Here is a 17,307-nt window from a genome sequence, read left to right as displayed (position 1 = left end):
AAATTTCAGAAAAATTTGCTTTGTGTTTATCTTCTCCTACAGAAATCATGTTTTTTAACGATGTTCCACTCTCCATAATAATTTGTTTCACCTGAACGGCAGTTAAACTTGGGTAATAAGCACGAATTAATGCAGCAACACCCGCCACGTTTGGAGAAGCCATTGAAGTACCTTGTAAATATTCATAAGTATTTAAAGGAGTAGTTGCATAAATTTTTTCACCCGGTGCAAAAATATCTACATTATTTTTTCCGTAATTTGAAAAAGACGCTACCATTTTAGACCCATAATCTGGAGTAAGTGCACCAATAATTAATACGTTTTTAGCAAATTCAGGAGAACCGTCATACGTATCATTTGGATATTTATTAGTCACATCTAAATCATACGATTCGTTACCTGCTGCAATTACTAAAAGCACATCTTTAGCTTCTGCATATTTTATAGCTTCTATAACTAATTCTTTATTTTGAGAGAAATATTTTCCAAAAGAGCCATTGATAACTTTAGCACCATTGTCAACTGCATATCGAATACCTAAAGCAATATCTTTATCGTACTCATCTCCATCAGGTACTGCTCGAACGGCCATAATTTCTACCACTGAAGCTGCTACACCATCCCCACCTTTTTTATTACCTCTTACTTGCGCCACAATTCCCGCCACGTGCGTACCATGTTTAGCTTCTTTTGGCTCTGGTCCTACAACATTATTATTACCGTATTTTCTGTCATTAATATCATCTGGATTATCACCAACTATTTTTCTACCATCGTATTCTACATTCAAATTATAATTTAATTGCCCATAAACATGGTCTTTAAAATCAATAATTTCTTTATCAAACTCTGCTTTAGTCATACCAGTTAAAAACTGAGAAAACATAGCTTTAGCTTGTAATAAACTTTGATCTTTAGTTTCAATTTTTTTAACTTCCTCTAAAGTAAAGTTGTCTTTTTTAAGATGCGATTTAATAGCTTTTTCAGCGTTTAAAATCATATCTAATTGCTGCTTATCTTGTTGCAATCCTTTAATGTCTTCTTCTAATTTAGCTTTAGCTTTATCGAATTCTGGAGTATTGGAGCCTCTTTTTACAATACGAGTCATTTCTAATTGCTCATGTATAGCATTACCTAAAAAGTTCCAACCATGAATATCATCTATATATCCATTTTTATCATCGTCAATATTATTACCAGCAATTTCTTTTGGATTGGTCCAAATTACTGATTTTAAATCTTCATGATTAATATCCACACCAGAATCTACAATTCCAACGATAACTTTTGTCCCTTTTTTTCCTTTTAATAGTTCTGCATAAGCTTTATCTACACTCATACCTGGTACCGTGTCTTTTACTAAATCTAAATGACTCCAACGTTGCAAATCTTTTTCTTTTAAAGGAGTTGTTTTTAATGGCATTCTATCAATATTCTCAACTGGAGTAGAGACCATTTTAGCTGAACCACATCCAGATAAAACAAGTGCTAAAGCAAGAGATAGGTATAAAGGTTTAAATTGAATTTTCATATTAGTGTAAATTTATTTATTATTAATAATTAGTAAGTATTTCAACAGGTTTGTTACAAGAATAAAGTACTAAAAGATATCTTCACATCTAAAAACTTCTTTTAATCTTACCCCTTTTTCTGTTTTTTCTACAGTAATAATTTGATTATGTGCGTCATGTTCTAAAAACAAATAGTAATTATTATCTGCAGCTGCATTCATAAATTTTGCTTTTTCGTCCATAGTTAAAAGCGGTCTAGTATCGTATCCCATAACATACGGGATAGGAATATGTCCAGCTGTTGCTAATAAATCGGCACAAAAAACAATGGTTTTTCCATTATAATTAATATGTGGAAGCATTTGTTTTTCGGTATGACCATCTGCAAAAAAGATGCCAAAATCTAATTCTGAAGTAGCTAGGAAATCACTCTCGGTACGATTAATAAATTTCAACTGACCACTTTCTTGCATTGGTAAAATATTTTCATGCAAAAATGAAGCTTTTTCACGAGAATTGGGTTGAGTTGCCCACTCCCAGTGATTTTTATTTGTCCAATAATTCGAATTTTTAAAAGCTACTTCATAACCTGTTTTATCGTTATTCCAATTTACAGAACCACCACAATGATCAAAATGTAAATGTGTCATAAAAACATCTGTAATATCATCTTTATGGAATCCATATTTTGCTAATGATTTATCTAAACTTTCATCGCCCCAAAGAGAATAATAGCCAAAAAATTTATCGGATTGTTTATTTCCCATTCCGGTATCTATTAATGTTAGTTTATTTCCATCTTCAATAAGCAAACATCTGGCAGCAATATCTATTAAATTATTAGAATCCGCAGGATTGGTTTTACTCCATATTGTTTTAGGAACAACGCCAAACATAGCGCCGCCGTCTAGCTTAAAATTTCCTGCTTCTATTGGATATAATTTCATGATTTTTATTTTTTGCCAAATTACAAAAATTTCAATAAAAGAAAACTATGAAAATATAAGTTATAAAAATGTTATAAATCTTGTAAAAAGTTTTTTTAGGTTTATCTTTGCAGAGTTAATTTAGACAAAATCAAAATAAGGAATACGAAACAAATATAATTAATAACTAAGTTATGATAAAAGTATCTGAATCTGCAAGTAAAAAAATTATTGATATGATGAAGGAAGAAGGTTTTGATGCTGCAACTGATTATGTCCGTGTTGGTGTAAAAAGTGGCGGTTGTTCTGGACTTTCTTATGAATTAAAATTTGATAAGGCGTTAGGCGAAAATGATAAAGTTTTCGAAGATAGCAATGTGAAAATTGCTGTTGAAAAAAAATCATTTTTATATTTAGCTGGAACTATTTTAGAATTCTCAGGAGGCTTAAACGGAAAAGGATTTGTTTTTAACAATCCAAATGCACAAAGAACTTGTGGGTGTGGGGAAAGTTTTTCGCTTTAACAGAATCTAAAAAAGGGAACAATCTAAAAAATTCAAAAAATGGCAAAGTACAATTCATTTGAAGAAATGGAAGTTTATCAAAAAGCTTTACAATTTGGTGTAAAAGTTTATAAATTGACATTATCAGATGAAAAAATTGCTAAAGATTACGGTTTGAAAGACTAATTACAAAGAGCTGCCTTATCAATATCTAACAACATTGCGGAGGGTTTTGAACGGGAAACGAAAAAAGAATTAATTAGATTTTTATATTTTTCAAAAGGATCAGCAGGAGAATGTAGAAATATGTTTAATTTTTTATTGTCATTAGAATACATAAATAATGACAATTATTATGAATATAAAAATAATGTTTTAGAAATTTCAAAACAATTAGGAAATTACATAAAATATTTAAAAAACTTAGAAAAACAAGATAAACTAAATCAAAAAAATCTATAATTCTAAAAAAATAAATTGGCTACATATTAAATAGTTTAATAAATTTTTTAGATTTTTAGATCTTTTAGATCTTTTAGATAAAAAAATGAGTAAATACACAGAAGACGATTTAAAAGTCGAATTAGAAAATAAAGAATACGAATACGGATTTTATACTGAATTAGAATCGGAAACGTTTCCTGTTGGTTTAAATGAAGACATTGTTCGTGCTATATCAAAAAAGAAAAACGAACCACAATGGATGACCGATTGGCGTTTAGAAGCATTCGCCGCGTGGAAACAAATGGAAGAACCTGAATGGGCAAATGTTAAGTATTCAAAACCAGATTTTCAAGCTATAGCTTATTATTCGGCACCAAAAAAATCGGATCCAAATAAAACATTAGATGATGTTGATGCGGAATTATTAGAAATGTACAAAAAACTTGGAATTTCTATTGACGAGCAGAAAAAAATGAATAATGTAGCAATGGATATTGTAGTAGATTCAGTTTCAGTAGCCACAACATTTAAAAAAACATTAGGTGAAAAAGGTATTATTTTTTGTCCTATTTCAGAAGCTATTCAAGAACATCCCGAATTAGTGAAAAAATATTTAGGAACTATTGTACCGCAAAAAGATAATTTTTATGCCGCTTTAAATTCAGCTGTTTTCTCTGATGGAAGTTTTTGTTATATTCCTAAAGGCGTGAAATGTCCTATGGAATTATCAACTTATTTTAGAATCAATCAAGGTGGTACTGGTCAGTTTGAAAGAACGCTTGTAATTGCCGACGAAGGAAGTTATGTTTCTTATCTTGAAGGATGTACAGCTCCAAGTCGTGATGAGAATCAACTTCACGCTGCAGTTGTGGAATTAATTGCTTTAGATGATGCCGAAATAAAATATTCAACCGTTCAAAACTGGTATCCAGGAAATAAAGAAGGAAAAGGTGGTGTATTCAATTTTGTAACCAAAAGAGGTTTATGTGAGAAAAACGCGAAAATATCTTGGACACAAGTTGAAACAGGTTCTGCTGTAACTTGGAAATATCCATCTTGTGTTTTAAAAGGCGATAATTCTATTGGTGAGTTCTATTCTATTGCTGTTACAAATAATTTCCAACAAGCGGATACCGGAACAAAAATGATTCATTTAGGAAAAAATACAAAGTCAACCATTATTTCAAAAGGAATTTCGGCTGGAAAATCACAAAATAGTTACCGTGGATTGGTTCAAATAAGTAAAAACGCTGATAATGCGCGAAACTTTTCGCAATGTGACAGTTTACTTATGGGTAATAATTGCGGTGCACATACATTTCCATATATCGAAAGTAAAAACACAAGTGCAAAAATAGAACACGAAGCGACCACCTCGAAAATTGGAGAAGATCAAGTGTTTTATTGCAACCAAAGAGGAATTCCAACAGAAAAAGCAATCGCCTTAATTGTCAATGGTTTCAGTAAAGAAGTCTTAAATAAATTACCAATGGAATTTGCAGTGGAAGCTCAAAAATTATTAGAAATTAGTTTAGAAGGTTCCGTAGGATAATCAAAATATAAATCAGAATAAAAACACATTCATACAATGTTACAAATTAAAAACTTACACGCTTCAGTAGAAGACAAAGAAATATTAAAAGGAATTAATTTAGAAGTAAAAGCGGGAGAAGTTCATGCTATTATGGGACCAAATGGTGCCGGAAAAAGTACACTTTCGTCTATAATTGCTGGAAACGAAAACTATAAAGTAACTGCTGGCGAAATTATTTTAGAAGGTGAAGACATCTCTGAATTAGCTCCAGAAGAAAGAGCCCACAAAGGTGTTTTCTTGTCTTTTCAATATCCAGTTGAAATTCCGGGTGTTTCCGTAACAAATTTTATGAAAACGGCTATTAACGAATCGCGAAAAGCTCGTGGACAAGAAGATATGCCGGCTAATGAAATGTTGAAATTAATCCGTGAAAAATCAGAATTGTTAGAAATAGACAGAAAATTCTTATCTCGTTCTCTTAACGAAGGTTTTTCTGGTGGAGAAAAAAAACGTAATGAAATTTTTCAAATGGCAATGTTAGAACCAAAATTAGCCATTCTTGATGAAACAGATTCTGGTTTAGATATTGATGCTTTACGTATTGTTGCTAATGGTGTGAACAAATTAAAAAATGAAACCAATGCGGTTTTAGTAATCACACACTACCAACGTTTATTAGATTATATTATTCCAGATTTTGTCCACGTGTTAATGGATGGAAAAATTGTGAAATCTGGCGATGCTTCTTTAGCATTAGAATTAGAAGAAAAAGGATACGATTGGATTAAAAACGAATTGGTATAATTGTTTGTAGTTTATTGTTTATTGTTCTCGCAGCCATAAACTAAAAACCATAAACCATAAACATAAATTATGGAATTAAAAGAAAAAATACTAGCGTCTTTTATGGCTTTTGAAGATAAAATCGTTGATGTAAATAACGAATTACACGACATTAGAACTTCAGCTATTAAGAACTTCGAAAATAAAGGATTCCCTACTAAAAAAGAGGAAGCCTGGAAATATACCTCGTTAAATGCCATTTTAAAAAATGATTTTAGTGTATTTCCTAAAAAAGAAAATACAGTAGAATTTGCTGATGTAAAAAAATACTTCCTAAATGAAGTAGATACGTATAAAGTAGTATTTATTGACGGAAAATTCAGTTCACATTTATCATCAACTACGCATGATGGTTTAGATGTTTGCTTAATGTCTTCGGCCTTAAACAAGCCAAAATACAAAATATACATTGACGAATATTTCAACAAAATTGCGAATTTAGAAGATAGTTTAACGTCATTAAACACCGCTTTTTCTCAAGAAGGTGCCTATGTAAATATTCCAAAAAGCAAAGTAGTTGACAAGCCAATTGAAATTTTATATTTTTCTACTGGTTCTGAAGCTGCTTTAATGACACAGCCTCGAAATTTAATAATTGTGGGCGAAAACGCACATGTACAAATTGTAGAACGTCACCAGAGTTTGAATAGCAATCCCGTTTTAACGAATTCGGTTACAGAAATTTTTGCTCAAAAACGCGCTATTGTTGATTATTATAAAGTGCAAAATGATTTACAAACTGCGAATTTAATTGACAATACATACATTGCTCAAAAACAAGACAGTCATGTTTCTGTTCATACGTTCTCTTTTGGTGGAAACATTACCAGAAATAATTTAAACTTCTACCATCAAGGCGAACATATTGATTCGACTTTAAAAGGTATTACAATTATTGGCGACAAACAACACGTTGACCATTATACTTTAGTGCAACACGCAACACCAAATTGCGAAAGTCATCAAAATTATAAAACTATATTGGACGGAAGTGCTACAGGTGTTTTTAATGGTAAAATTTTCGTAGAAAAAGAAGCACAAAAAACAGATGCATTTCAGCAAAATAATAATATTCTATTAAGTGATAAAGCAACTATCAATGCGAAACCCCAATTAGAAATTTTCGCAGATGATGTAAAATGCTCACACGGTTGTACCATAGGGCAGCTAGACGAAACTGCTATGTTTTATATGCAGCAACGTGGAATTGGTAAAAAAGAAGCCAAAGCATTATTAATGTATGCGTTTACAAGTGAAGTGACTAACAGTGTAAAAATTCCAGAATTAAGAAGTAAAATCGCTCGAATTATTGCCGATAAATTAGGCGTAAATATGGGATTTGATTTATAAAATATAATTATATATAAAACGGGGTTTCAATATTGAAACCCCGTTTTTTTTACTCTTTTCTATATTTTTTTGTTTCTTCAAAAACGTGTTCTAAAATTTTAGCGTCTTCCTCTGAAAATTCAACATTTCTTCTTGCCATAACAATTTTAGCTGTTTCAAACGCTTTTTTGGTTAAGTACGTTGTAAATCCACTTGCACCACCCCAACTAAAACTTGGTACAAAATTTCTCGGAAATCCTGCTCCAAAAATATTAGTACTTACCCCAACAACTGTACCCGTATTAAACATAGTATTAATTCCGCATTTACTGTGGTCGCCCATCATTAATCCGCAAAATTGTAAACCTGTTTTAGCAAAATTTTCTGTTTCATAACTCCACAATTTTACTTCTTCATAGTTGTTTTTTAAGTTACTATTGTTACTATCCGCACCAATATTACACCATTCACCTAAAACAGCATTTCCTAAAAACCCATCGTGTCCTTTATTAGAATAGCCAAACAAAACCGAATTATTCACTTCACCACCAATTACAGAATGGGGTCCTACAGTAGTAGCGCCATAAACTTTAGTAGCTAATTTCACTCTACCCGATTCACACAAGGCAAAAGGACCTCGAATGACAGAGCCTTCCATAATTTCAGCATTTTTACCAATATAAATAGGACCTGTTGATGCGTTTAAGGTTACAAATTCTAATTTAGCGCCTTCTTCAATGAAAATATTTTCTGGAGCAATTACGTTTACCGATTTAGGTATGGGTTGCGAAAATCGATCTTCTGTTAACAACTCAAAATCTTCACGAATGGCAACCTCATTTTTTTGAAAAATATCCCAAGTGTTTTCTATTTTGATGCAGTCGTTTGAAAATTCAAGTACTTCAAAACTATCAAAATCGACTTCTTCACCTTCTTTAGCAAAAAATGCTACTACTTCTTCTTCTTGAAAAATCGCTTGATTGTGCTCTAAATTTTTAATCATGGCTACCAAAATGTCATTTGGTAAAAATGAAGCGTTAATCATCACGTTGTTTTCCATTTCTACCATTGGCCATTTTTCTGACAAATAGTCTTCTGTAATAGTTGTTGTGGTAGAACCCAAGAGTTTTTCCCATTTTTCACGAATGGTTAAAATTCCAACACGAATATCTGCAACAGGTCTTGTGAAGGTAAATGGCAACAAAGCATTACGATGAGGTCCATCAAAAAGAATATAGTTCATTGAAAAAGTTTAAAAGGTTTAATGAAAACTTAACGATTCAAATTTACAAAGAAATTTGACTAATAAAAATAAAAAAACCCCGAATACATTCGAGGTTTATTATTGTTTAAAAATTTGAAATTATTTTTTTTCAAATTTAGCGTATTTAGTTTTGAATTTATCGATACGACCTGCAGTATCAATAAGTTTAGATTTACCTGTGTAAAAAGGGTGAGACGTTCTTGAAATCTCCATTTTGAAAACTGGATACTCAACACCTTCGTGTGTGATAGTTTCTTTAGTTTCAACAGTTGATTTTGTGATGAATACATCATCGTTAGACATGTCTTTAAAAGCGACTAATCTGTAGTTTTCTGGGTGAATTCCTTTTCTCATTTTGTAAATCTTTAAATGTATGATTATAATTTGTTTCGCGGCTTTTTACAATAAAAAGGTGTAAACGCCTTATAACCTTTTGTTAATTATGTTTTTATTTCAGGGTGCAAATATAATACTATTACCCAATACTGCAAACAAAATACCATTATTTTTTATTTTGAAACCGCTTTAACTAAAAATCTGATACTAAAAGATTTATAACTTAAGAAAAATCTACGTAATTTTGTACCCGATTTGCGTGAGTGATAGGAGTGGAAATCCTTTTTTAAATGTTGCCTGAGGTACTCGAAGGCAACATTTAAAAAAGATTGCAACGGATAGCACGACCTGAAAGGGCACGCCCAAAGAAAACAAGTATGTCTGATAGAAAAAAAGTAGCGTTTTATACACTGGGTTGTAAACTGAATTTTTCGGAAACTTCTACTATTGCCAGAAACTTTACAGATGAAGGTTTTGACAGAGTGGATTTTGAAGAAGTAGCCGATATTTACGTAATTAACACGTGTTCGGTAACAGAAAATGCCGATAAGCAGTTTAAACAAGTGGTAAGAAAAGCGATGAAACTTAATGACAAAGCTTTTGTTGCTGCCGTAGGCTGTTATGCCCAACTAAAACCTGAAGAATTAGCCGCAGTTGATGGTGTAGATTTGGTTTTGGGTGCAACAGAAAAATTTAAAATTACCGATTACATTAACGACCTGTCCAAAAACGATATGGGCGAAGTACACAGTTGCGAAATTGAAGAAGCCGATTTTTATGTAGGCAGTTATTCAATTGGTGACAGAACACGAGCTTTCTTAAAAGTGCAAGATGGATGCGATTATAAATGTACGTATTGTACGATTCCTTTAGCACGTGGGATTTCGAGAAGTGATGCGTTGGAAAATGTATTGAAAAATGCAAAAGAAATTTCAGAGCAAAACATTAAAGAAATTGTATTAACTGGTGTAAACATCGGCGATTACGGTAAAGGCGAATTTGGCAACAAAAAACACGAACATACGTTTTTAGAATTAGTGCAAGAATTAGACAAAGTAGAAGGTATTGAAAGACTAAGAATTTCAAGCATTGAGCCTAATTTACTAAAAAACGAAACCATAGAATTTGTAAGTAAAAGTAGAACTTTTGTCCCGCATTTTCATATTCCATTACAAAGTGGTAGCAATGAAATTTTAGGGAAAATGAAGCGCCGATACCAACGTGAAATTTATACAGAACGCGTGAATAAGATTAAAGAAGTAATGCCACACGCGTGTATTGGTGTGGATGTAATTGTTGGATTTGCTGGTGAAACCGACGAACACTTTTTAGAAACTTATAATTATTTAAATGAAATGAACATTTCGTATTTGCACGTGTTTACTTATAGTGAACGTGACAATACGGAAGCCGCAGATATGCCTGGAGTTGTACCTGCAAATGTTAGAAGTAAACGCAGTAAAATGCTACGCGGACTTTCTGTTAAAAAACGTAGAGCGTATTATGAAAGTCAAATTGGCACGACTCGCACTGTACTATTTGAAAACGAAAATAAAGAAGGTTACATTACAGGTTTTACCGAAAACTACGTAAAAGTAAAAACACCTTGGAACCCAGAATTAGCAAACACCTTGCACGAAGTTACACTTACAAAAATTGATGATGACGGGTTGGTACGGATGGAATTTGTGAATGTGGCAAAAAAAATGAAAAAATGAAAAATTTAATTACTATTCTAATAATAATTTCATCAAACTTAGTTTTTACTCAAGTAAAAAATCAAGAAATTATTAGGTCAAAAGTAGAAACGATAGAAAACGGAAAAATTGAAAATGGAGTATATATTTGTAATCTTTTTGATTGGAAAATAACAATTCCTGAAGGTTATGAATTAATTAAAAAAGAAAGAATTGAAGAATTAGAAAAAAAAGGATACGAAGCTATTAAAAAAGAAACTACCGAAGGTATTGCTATTAATAGACATCCTCCTTATTTAATAGGATTTCAACTTAATAAATATAATTATTTCAAAAGCAGTCTAGAAACTTTAGTTGAAACAAAAAAAATCACATTAGAAGAGCATAAATTATTTTGCGAAAAACTATTAACAGAAACATATTCTACTATCAAAGGATTAAAATTTGAATTAACTAAATCTGACCTTAAATTAGGAAAACACGACTTTTACAAAATAAAAGTTAAAATTTATAGTGAAAAAGATGATGTATATTTATTAACTCAAGAAATTTATAATTCATTTATTAATAACAATTTATTTAGTGCTTCAATAAACTATACAAACGAAGAAGTTGGTTTAGTTCTACAATATAATTTTGAAAAATCCTTTCAAAATTAAATACTTAAATAATAAAAATATTAGATTATATTATTCAAATTACTAACAAACCAGAATTTCGCAATAAACTTATTTGTTTTGAAAACCAAAACAATTCAAAATCTTCAAACTGAGATTCGAAGTCTAATTTGACATTTTTCAATAAAATTGGATGATCTGAAAGTAATTTTATGGTTTTTAATAACCAATTTGCTTGGTCTTTTTCTAAAGAAATTTCAAGTGTTTCCGTTTTAAAATGAAACGACAACTTCGCCATTTCCCAAGTATGTCCTTTTTTTGATTTTGTAAAATAATCCACAATAGGTAAATTACCTATCCAAATAATTTTAGCAGTTGGTTTTAACGAAAAATCTGTAGTTTCAAAAATGGCATTTTCTATAAAATCTGGTGATATCTTAGTGTTTGGAATCTTAAAATCAAACCACTCTTGCAAATCATAATCGAAACACAACCCGTGCATATAATTGAATAACGATTTTTTTAATCCAAAACTAAACTTATCGTGATTGATTCCTGTTTTATCCTTAAACTGGATATCGTTATTTGCAAAAGTAATTTCATTTTGTTGTGGAATTACACCAAATTCGTCTGGATTTAATCCTACAGGAGAATGAGCCGTCATAGCAAATTGATGCCAAAATCCAGATTGAATTGTACCAATTTGAAATAATTGTCGCACCATTTCTAAACTATCTACAGTTTCTTGAATGGTTTGTGTAGGATAACCGTACATTAAATACGCGTGTACCATAATTCCAGCTTCGGTAAAATAATTCGTGACTTTAGCTACTTGTTCAACCGTTACCCCTTTTTTAATTAATTCTAATAATCTATCTGAAGCCACTTCTAATCCACCAGAAACCGCGATACAACCCGAAGCTTTTAACAAAATGCACAAATCTTTTGTGAAACTTTTTTCAAAGCGAATATTTGTCCACCACGAAACGACCAATTTACGTTTAAGAATTTCCAAAGCCACTTCACGCATTAAAGCTGGTGGTGCCGCTTCATCTACAAAATGAAAACCTGTTTCGCCTGTTTGATGAATCAGTTCTTCCATCCTATCCACAAGAATTTTAGCTGCAATAGGTTCATAAATTTTTATATAATCTAACGAAACATCACAAAAGGTACATTTTCCCCAATAACAGCCGTGTGCCATAGTAAGTTTATTCCATCGACCATCGCTCCATAAACTATGCATTGGATTAGCAATTTCAATAACTGAAATGTATTTATCCAAAAATAAATCTGAATAATCTGGTGTTCCAACATCTGATTGCTTGTAGTCTGATTTTGCAGTGTTATTTTTATAAACAACTTCATTATTTTCTAAAATAAACGTCCTTTTGAACTCATTGGAATTTGGAATTTTAACATTGGAATTTAAAAGCTCCACTGGTAATTCGCCATCATCAAGCGTAATAAAATCGAAAAACTCAAACACTCTTTTGTCCTTTAGACTTCTTAATTCTGTATTTGGAAAGCCACCACCCATAGCAATTTTAACTAATGGATAATGTAATTTTATATATTGCGCACATCGGAAAGCGCTATATAAATTTCCTGGAAAAGGCACCGATATTAGTACCAAATTCGGTTGAATTTCTCTTACTCTTTCCTCTAAAATTTTAAGTGTAATTTTATCTATATGCGTGTTTTCATTCTGTAATTCAGAGTATAATTCATCAAATGAATTGGCACTTCTTCCCAATCGTTCAGCATAGCGACTAAATCCGAAATTTTCATCTACGCATTCCACAATAAAATCCGAAATATCTTCTAAATACAAAGTAGCTAAATGTTTTGCTTTGTCTTGCATACCCATATTTCCAAAAGCCCATTCCATATCGTCTAATTGATTGAAACGAGACGCTTCGGGTAAAAAAATTCTACTACAAATTTGGCGGGCTAATGTGGAATTCTTTCCTTGAAGAAAAGCAATTACAGCATCTATTGTATTGATGTAGTCATTCCAAAGCGAAAGAATTCTTTGCGAGTTTTCAGAAAAATGGGCAATTTCACCGTCTGAAACTAAATCACTTAAACCCTTTTTTGAAAACAATTCTAATATCACTTCGATACCTAAATCCATTTGAAAAGCAGAAATACTTTTCGTGTTTAGAAACCCTTTGATATAAGCCGTTGCGGGATATGGCGTATTCAATTGAGTAAAAGGTGGCGTGATTAAAAGAATGTCTGACAAGGTGAAATGTTTTTACAAAGATAAAAATTAATTGTAGATGGCGAAAAATGATTATTTTTGTAAAAAAAATTATGCCAACAGATTGTATTTCGTATCAAAAATCGGGTTATTTTTCTAAACTAATTGTGGATTATTTAGATGAAAAACCAGAAATACAAGCGTTGTATCATCGTTTCCCTCGAATAGAGAATTTTAGTGCTCAAATAGATGAAAAAAGTAAAAATTATAGCACAGAAAATCGATTAATTGTAGCAGAAGCGTTAAATAATCAAAATAAAAACTTCCCGATTTCACAAGCAACTCAAGCTAATATTGAATTACTAAAATCCAATAAAACATTTACTATAACTACCGGTCATCAATTAAATTTGTTTTCGGGACCTGCATATTTTATCTATAAAATTGCTTCTACTATTAATTTATGCAAGCAATTAAAACAAAAATATTCTGATTGTAATTTTGTGCCTGTATATTGGATGGCTACTGAAGACCACGATTTTGAAGAAATAAATCATTTTCATTTGAATAACCAAAAAATCAAATGGAAAAAAGATAGTTTTGGACCTGTTGGAAGATTATCTACAGAAGGATTAAACGAAGTTTTTGAGGAATTTTCTAAAGCAATTGGACTTGGTGAAACTGCGGAACATTTAAAAGAATTATTTCAAAAATCTTATTTAGAACATACAAATTTAGCAGATGCGACTCGTTATTTAGCTAATGAATTATTTAAATCCGAGGGCTTAGTGATTATTGATGGGGATGATAAAAATCTAAAAGCACTATTTGCACCATATATAAAAGATGAATTATTGCATCGGAATTCATTTACAACTGTTTCTAAAACAATAAATCAATTAAAAAATTACTCCGTTCAAGTAAATCCGAGAGAAATCAATTTGTTTTATATAGAAGATAATTTACGTGAACGAATTATTTTTGAAAACAATATTTACAAAGTTAACAATACAGAAATTGAATTTTCAGAAACTGAAATTTTAAAAGAGTTAAAAAATTATCCTGAAAAATTTAGTCCAAATGTCATTTTAAGACCTTTATACCAAGAAGTTATTTTACCAAATTTAGCATACCTTGGTGGTGGTGGTGAAATAGCGTATTGGTTAGAATTAAAAAATTATTTCGAAAATCAAAAGGTCACTTTCCCTATTTTAATGTTACGAAATTCATTTGTAATTACTACGGAAAAACAGGTATTAAAAATGAAAAAAATAGGTCTTTCTTTTCCTGAATTATTTCTAAAGCAACAAGAATTAGTAAATCAAAAAACCAAAGAATTTTCGAATTTTAATATTGATTTTTCTGAACAAAAAGATACGATAAAAAAACAGTTTTCTGATTTACTAAAAATTGCTGAACAAACTGATAAATCGTTTATCGGTGCCGTTAAAGCTCAAGAAGCGAAGCAATTAAAAGGATTAGAAAACCTAGAAAAACGTTTATTAAAAGCTGAAAAACGAGTTCATTTTGAAAAAACAGCACGTTTAATCGACTTACAGAATCAATTATTTCCAAATGGAAGTTTACAAGAACGAGAAAGCAATTTTAGTGCGTTTTATTCAGATGAATTTGTAAGTAAAGTTATCTTACACTCAAATCCCTTTCATACAAATTTTGTTTTAGTTACAATATAAAACATATTTGATTTTCTATAAACCCTTTTGCAGTTTAGAATTAAATAGTACCTTTGCAAAAAATTTAAGAAAAATGGCTACAAATAGAACATTTACAATGATTAAACCAGATGGTGTTGAAAACGGACACATTGGTGGAATTTTAAACATGATTACTGAAGGCGGTTTCAAAATCGTTTCTATGAAATTAACGCAATTAACTGTAGCAGATGCTCAGAAATTTTATGCTGTTCACTCAGAAAGACCTTTCTTTGGTGAATTAGTAGAATTTATGACTCGCGGACCTATTGTTGCTGCAATTTTAGAAAAAAACAATGCAGTAGAAGATTTCAGAACTTTAATAGGTGCTACAAACCCTGCTGATGCTGCTGAAGGAACTATCCGTAAAAAATATGCTACTTCAATTGGAGAAAATGCTGTTCACGGTTCTGACTCAGATGAAAATGCTGCTATCGAAAGTGCTTTTCATTTCGCTGGAAGAGAGCAATTCTAAAAATTGAAATTCGTATAAAAAAAGGTGATTTGAAATTTCAAATCACCTTTTTTTTAACCTTAACCTAAGACCTTATACCCTTAACCTTTTCACCTAAAGACAATTTCTTTAATCAAGTCTTTTCCAAGTTCTTCATTAAGCATTTTTAAGATTTTAGATTTTCCGTATTCCAATTCTTGTTTTACAACTGAAGAATTTAATTGTACGTATAAAGTCTGTCTTTTTAATTCAATTTGTTGCGTATAATTTTTAAATGCCGGACCCATCATTTTATACCAAGCTTCTTTAACATTTATGATATCTAAACCCGCTTCAAGCTTCGTAGATTTCATAAACTCTTTCATTACATCACCAATAGAAAAATCGTCATTAAATCGTTTCATTTTATTTTATTTTACTGTAAGGCACAAATTTTTTGTAATAATAGGTAATTTTTGCTTCATTTTCTAAAACTAATTCATCATCTGAAACGGAGATAATTTTTTCTTCCCATTTGGTAAAATTAGCTTGCGTTTTCAAGAAATAACAACCTGCACTATCAATAACCTTAATTTTATCCTGTATGGCACCTTTAAGAAATGAACCATCTAACTGAGGCGCTATTTTTTGACGAGTTCCAACTGAGTTTTTTAAATTAATATTATCTATAAATTCATTTACTTGATATGCTTTTTTATTCCCATCAGGAAATACCACTTTCTCTATTTCCCAGTACCCATTTATTTTTACAATGGATTCTTTAGATGGTTTAGACGTACAAGAAATTAAACCAATTTGAAGTAATAACACATAAAAATATTTTTTCATAAATAAAATGTAAAGTTGGGTAAATGTAAAATTATTTTGTCCAATAAAAAAATTGAAAATCATTTTGAAGTTTAAATATAAAGAGTATATTTGCACTCGCAATCACGGGGTGTAGCGTAGCCCGGTTATCGCGCCTGCTTTGGGAGCAGGAGGCCGCAGGTTCGAATCCTGCCACCCCGACAAACGACTTCAATCATTTTGAGGTCGTTTTTTTTTGGCATTCACTTAACTAATATGTTCTTTATAACAAAGTATATATTTATCTTATAGAACCATAAATAAAATAATTATCTAAATAATTCATTTTTGTTTAATTATTTACTACTTTTGTTAAACAAAATAAACTTTATGAAATCAAACTTTATGATTGAAGACAACATACTAACAAATTTATCTGTAGAAGATATAGGAAACGATCATTTATACACGTCATTGGAAACACCAATGGTAGCCGATGCGTTTTCAAAATCAGATACAGAAAAAAAAGAAATTATTGCATTTCATTTTACTGAAATAATGAAGGCTTTGGATTTAGATTTGTCCGACGATTCTTTAAAAGGTACTCCAGAAAGAGTAGCTAAAATGTATATTGAAGAAATTTTTTCAGGATTAAATCCTAAAAATAAGCCTAAAATGGCGCTTTTTGAAAATAAATACCAATACAATCAAATGTTAGTCGAAAAAAACATAACATTTTATTCTAATTGCGAACATCATTTTGTACCTATTTTTGGTAAAGCACACGTGGCATATATTTCCTCTGGTAAAGTAATTGGTTTATCAAAATTAAATAGAATTGTCCAGTATTATGCAAAACGCCCTCAAGTTCAAGAACGATTGACGATGCAAATTGCCGAAGATTTAAAAATTGCATTAGAAACTGAAGATGTAGCCGTTATTATTGACGCCAAACATCTTTGTGTTTCATCACGTGGTGTTCAAGACGATAGTTCTGCAACTGTAACTACATCTTTTAACGGCGCATTTAATAATCCACAAAAAATAAATGAATTATTACAATTAATCAATAACTAATTTTTTTTAAAAAATATTTAATTAAATTCTATCTTTTCTCTAAAGATAGAATTTTTTTTATAGTATAT

General features: G+C 30.8%; 18 protein-coding genes and 1 tRNA gene. 12 read left to right on the top strand and 7 right to left on the bottom strand.

What is annotated here, in order from left to right:
* Both ACIQZ1_RS08265 and ACIQZ1_RS08260 read right to left on the bottom strand, forming a co-directional pair.
* On the bottom strand, positions 1 to 1,531 hold a 1,531-nt coding region (locus ACIQZ1_RS08265), incomplete at its 3' end, for a S8 family peptidase (protein WP_396160497.1).
* Positions 1,532 to 1,600: 69 nt separating this feature from the next.
* Positions 1,601 to 2,458 (bottom strand): MBL fold metallo-hydrolase, encoded by an 858-nt coding sequence (locus ACIQZ1_RS08260; protein WP_396160496.1) that lies wholly within the window; start codon positions 2,456 to 2,458, stop codon positions 1,601 to 1,603.
* A 173-nt stretch (positions 2,459 to 2,631) separates the two neighbouring features.
* Between ACIQZ1_RS08260 and ACIQZ1_RS08255 the strand changes: the two genes are divergently transcribed.
* The 6 genes from ACIQZ1_RS08255 to sufD all read left to right on the top strand — a co-directional run bounded on the left by ACIQZ1_RS08255 (position 2,632) and on the right by sufD (position 7,111).
* Entirely contained in the window at positions 2,632 to 2,961 is a 330-nt protein-coding gene (locus ACIQZ1_RS08255) for a HesB/IscA family protein (protein ID WP_396148488.1), read from the top strand.
* Between the two features lie 39 nt (positions 2,962 to 3,000).
* The gene (locus tag ACIQZ1_RS08250) at positions 3,001 to 3,126 is read left to right on the top strand and encodes a hypothetical protein (protein WP_396160495.1); all 126 of its coding nucleotides are present in this window, start codon (positions 3,001 to 3,003) and stop codon (positions 3,124 to 3,126) included.
* A gap of 21 nt (positions 3,127 to 3,147) precedes the next feature.
* Positions 3,148 to 3,402 carry a four helix bundle protein gene (locus ACIQZ1_RS08245; RefSeq protein WP_396160499.1) on the top strand — a complete coding sequence of 85 codons (255 nt, stop codon included), beginning with the start codon at positions 3,148 to 3,150 and terminating at the stop codon, positions 3,400 to 3,402.
* Positions 3,403 to 3,487: 85 nt separating this feature from the next.
* Positions 3,488 to 4,936: a Fe-S cluster assembly protein SufB gene (gene sufB, locus ACIQZ1_RS08240; protein ID WP_396160494.1), complete on the top strand. Its 1,449-nt coding sequence runs from the start codon at positions 3,488 to 3,490 to the stop codon at positions 4,934 to 4,936.
* Positions 4,937 to 4,972: 36 nt separating this feature from the next.
* Positions 4,973 to 5,722, top strand: coding sequence for a Fe-S cluster assembly ATPase SufC (gene sufC, locus ACIQZ1_RS08235; protein WP_396160493.1), 750 nt, complete (start codon positions 4,973 to 4,975; stop codon positions 5,720 to 5,722).
* A 69-nt stretch (positions 5,723 to 5,791) separates the two neighbouring features.
* The gene (gene sufD, locus ACIQZ1_RS08230; RefSeq protein WP_396160492.1) at positions 5,792 to 7,111 is read left to right on the top strand and encodes a Fe-S cluster assembly protein SufD; all 1,320 of its coding nucleotides are present in this window, start codon (positions 5,792 to 5,794) and stop codon (positions 7,109 to 7,111) included.
* Between the two features lie 49 nt (positions 7,112 to 7,160).
* Here the strand turns inward: sufD and ACIQZ1_RS08225 are convergent, their stop codons facing one another.
* Both ACIQZ1_RS08225 and ACIQZ1_RS08220 read right to left on the bottom strand, forming a co-directional pair.
* On the bottom strand, positions 7,161 to 8,333 hold the full coding sequence (locus ACIQZ1_RS08225) for a GlmU family protein (protein ID WP_396160491.1): 1,173 nt from the start codon (positions 8,331 to 8,333) through the stop codon (positions 7,161 to 7,163).
* A 120-nt stretch (positions 8,334 to 8,453) separates the two neighbouring features.
* On the bottom strand, positions 8,454 to 8,708 hold the full coding sequence (locus tag ACIQZ1_RS08220; protein ID WP_291241295.1) for a type B 50S ribosomal protein L31: 255 nt from the start codon (positions 8,706 to 8,708) through the stop codon (positions 8,454 to 8,456).
* 359 nt (positions 8,709 to 9,067) lie between these two features.
* Here ACIQZ1_RS08220 and mtaB point away from each other — a divergent pair, with 359 nt between their 5' ends.
* Together mtaB and ACIQZ1_RS08210 are read left to right on the top strand one after the other, a co-directional pair.
* Positions 9,068 to 10,408, top strand: coding sequence for a tRNA (N(6)-L-threonylcarbamoyladenosine(37)-C(2))-methylthiotransferase MtaB (gene mtaB, locus ACIQZ1_RS08215; RefSeq protein ID WP_396160490.1), 1,341 nt, complete (start codon positions 9,068 to 9,070; stop codon positions 10,406 to 10,408).
* Entirely contained in the window at positions 10,405 to 11,046 is a 642-nt protein-coding gene (locus tag ACIQZ1_RS08210) for a hypothetical protein (RefSeq protein ID WP_396160489.1), read from the top strand. The genes mtaB and ACIQZ1_RS08210 overlap by 4 nt, the downstream gene beginning before the upstream one ends.
* 34 nt (positions 11,047 to 11,080) lie before the next feature.
* Here the strand turns inward: ACIQZ1_RS08210 and ACIQZ1_RS08205 are convergent, their stop codons facing one another.
* Positions 11,081 to 13,252, bottom strand: a complete 2,172-nt coding sequence (locus ACIQZ1_RS08205; RefSeq protein ID WP_396160488.1) for a B12-binding domain-containing radical SAM protein — start codon at positions 13,250 to 13,252, stop codon at positions 11,081 to 11,083.
* 71 nt (positions 13,253 to 13,323) lie between these two features.
* Between ACIQZ1_RS08205 and bshC the strand changes: the two genes are divergently transcribed.
* Together bshC and ACIQZ1_RS08195 are read left to right on the top strand one after the other, a co-directional pair.
* The gene (gene bshC / locus ACIQZ1_RS08200) at positions 13,324 to 14,904 is read left to right on the top strand and encodes a bacillithiol biosynthesis cysteine-adding enzyme BshC (protein ID WP_396160498.1); all 1,581 of its coding nucleotides are present in this window, start codon (positions 13,324 to 13,326) and stop codon (positions 14,902 to 14,904) included.
* A 73-nt stretch (positions 14,905 to 14,977) separates the two neighbouring features.
* On the top strand, positions 14,978 to 15,397 hold the full coding sequence (locus tag ACIQZ1_RS08195; RefSeq protein WP_396160487.1) for a nucleoside-diphosphate kinase: 420 nt from the start codon (positions 14,978 to 14,980) through the stop codon (positions 15,395 to 15,397).
* A gap of 89 nt (positions 15,398 to 15,486) precedes the next feature.
* Here the strand turns inward: ACIQZ1_RS08195 and ACIQZ1_RS08190 are convergent, their stop codons facing one another.
* Positions 15,487 to 15,780 (bottom strand): DUF721 domain-containing protein, encoded by a 294-nt coding sequence (locus ACIQZ1_RS08190; RefSeq protein WP_396160486.1) that lies wholly within the window; start codon positions 15,778 to 15,780, stop codon positions 15,487 to 15,489.
* Position 15,781: 1 nt separating this feature from the next.
* Positions 15,782 to 16,204, bottom strand: coding sequence for a hypothetical protein (locus tag ACIQZ1_RS08185; protein ID WP_396160485.1), 423 nt, complete (start codon positions 16,202 to 16,204; stop codon positions 15,782 to 15,784).
* 105 nt (positions 16,205 to 16,309) lie between these two features.
* On the opposite strand from ACIQZ1_RS08185, the gene ACIQZ1_RS08180 reads away from it, so the two are divergent.
* Together ACIQZ1_RS08180 and folE are read left to right on the top strand one after the other, a co-directional pair.
* A tRNA-Pro gene (locus tag ACIQZ1_RS08180) sits at positions 16,310 to 16,384 on the top strand.
* 168 nt (positions 16,385 to 16,552) lie between these two features.
* Positions 16,553 to 17,239: a GTP cyclohydrolase I FolE gene (folE, locus tag ACIQZ1_RS08175; protein ID WP_396160484.1), complete on the top strand. Its 687-nt coding sequence runs from the start codon at positions 16,553 to 16,555 to the stop codon at positions 17,237 to 17,239.
* The last annotated feature ends 68 nt before the right edge of the window (positions 17,240 to 17,307 follow it).

This window comes from Flavobacterium sp., from assembly GCF_044341185.1.
Classification (GTDB): Bacteria; Bacteroidota; Bacteroidia; order Flavobacteriales; family Flavobacteriaceae; genus Flavobacterium.
Note: the sequence above shows the minus strand (reverse complement) of the source record. Positions and strands in the feature narration are given on the sequence as shown.

Bases quoted from the DNA above. Each gene is read 5' to 3' on its own strand.
- ACIQZ1_RS08195 (WP_396160487.1), top strand. From the start codon at position 14,978: ATGGCTACAAATAGAACATTTACAATGATTAAACCAGATGGTGTTGAA.
- bshC (WP_396160498.1), top strand. From the start codon at position 13,324: ATGCCAACAGATTGTATTTCGTATCAAAAATCGGGTTATTTTTCTAAA.
- ACIQZ1_RS08225 (WP_396160491.1), bottom strand. From the start codon at position 8,333: ATGAACTATATTCTTTTTGATGGACCTCATCGTAATGCTTTGTTGCCA.
- sufB (WP_396160494.1), top strand. From the start codon at position 3,488: ATGAGTAAATACACAGAAGACGATTTAAAAGTCGAATTAGAAAATAAA.
- ACIQZ1_RS08255 (WP_396148488.1), top strand. From the start codon at position 2,632: ATGATAAAAGTATCTGAATCTGCAAGTAAAAAAATTATTGATATGATG.
- sufC (WP_396160493.1), top strand. From the start codon at position 4,973: ATGTTACAAATTAAAAACTTACACGCTTCAGTAGAAGACAAAGAAATA.
- ACIQZ1_RS08185 (WP_396160485.1), bottom strand. From the start codon at position 16,204: ATGAAAAAATATTTTTATGTGTTATTACTTCAAATTGGTTTAATTTCT.
- ACIQZ1_RS08190 (WP_396160486.1), bottom strand. From the start codon at position 15,780: ATGAAACGATTTAATGACGATTTTTCTATTGGTGATGTAATGAAAGAG.
- ACIQZ1_RS08210 (WP_396160489.1), top strand. From the start codon at position 10,405: ATGAAAAATTTAATTACTATTCTAATAATAATTTCATCAAACTTAGTT.
- ACIQZ1_RS08260 (WP_396160496.1), bottom strand. From the start codon at position 2,458: ATGAAATTATATCCAATAGAAGCAGGAAATTTTAAGCTAGACGGCGGC.
- ACIQZ1_RS08250 (WP_396160495.1), top strand. From the start codon at position 3,001: ATGGCAAAGTACAATTCATTTGAAGAAATGGAAGTTTATCAAAAAGCT.
- sufD (WP_396160492.1), top strand. From the start codon at position 5,792: ATGGAATTAAAAGAAAAAATACTAGCGTCTTTTATGGCTTTTGAAGAT.
- ACIQZ1_RS08220 (WP_291241295.1), bottom strand. From the start codon at position 8,708: ATGAGAAAAGGAATTCACCCAGAAAACTACAGATTAGTCGCTTTTAAA.
- mtaB (WP_396160490.1), top strand. From the start codon at position 9,068: ATGTCTGATAGAAAAAAAGTAGCGTTTTATACACTGGGTTGTAAACTG.
- folE (WP_396160484.1), top strand. From the start codon at position 16,553: ATGAAATCAAACTTTATGATTGAAGACAACATACTAACAAATTTATCT.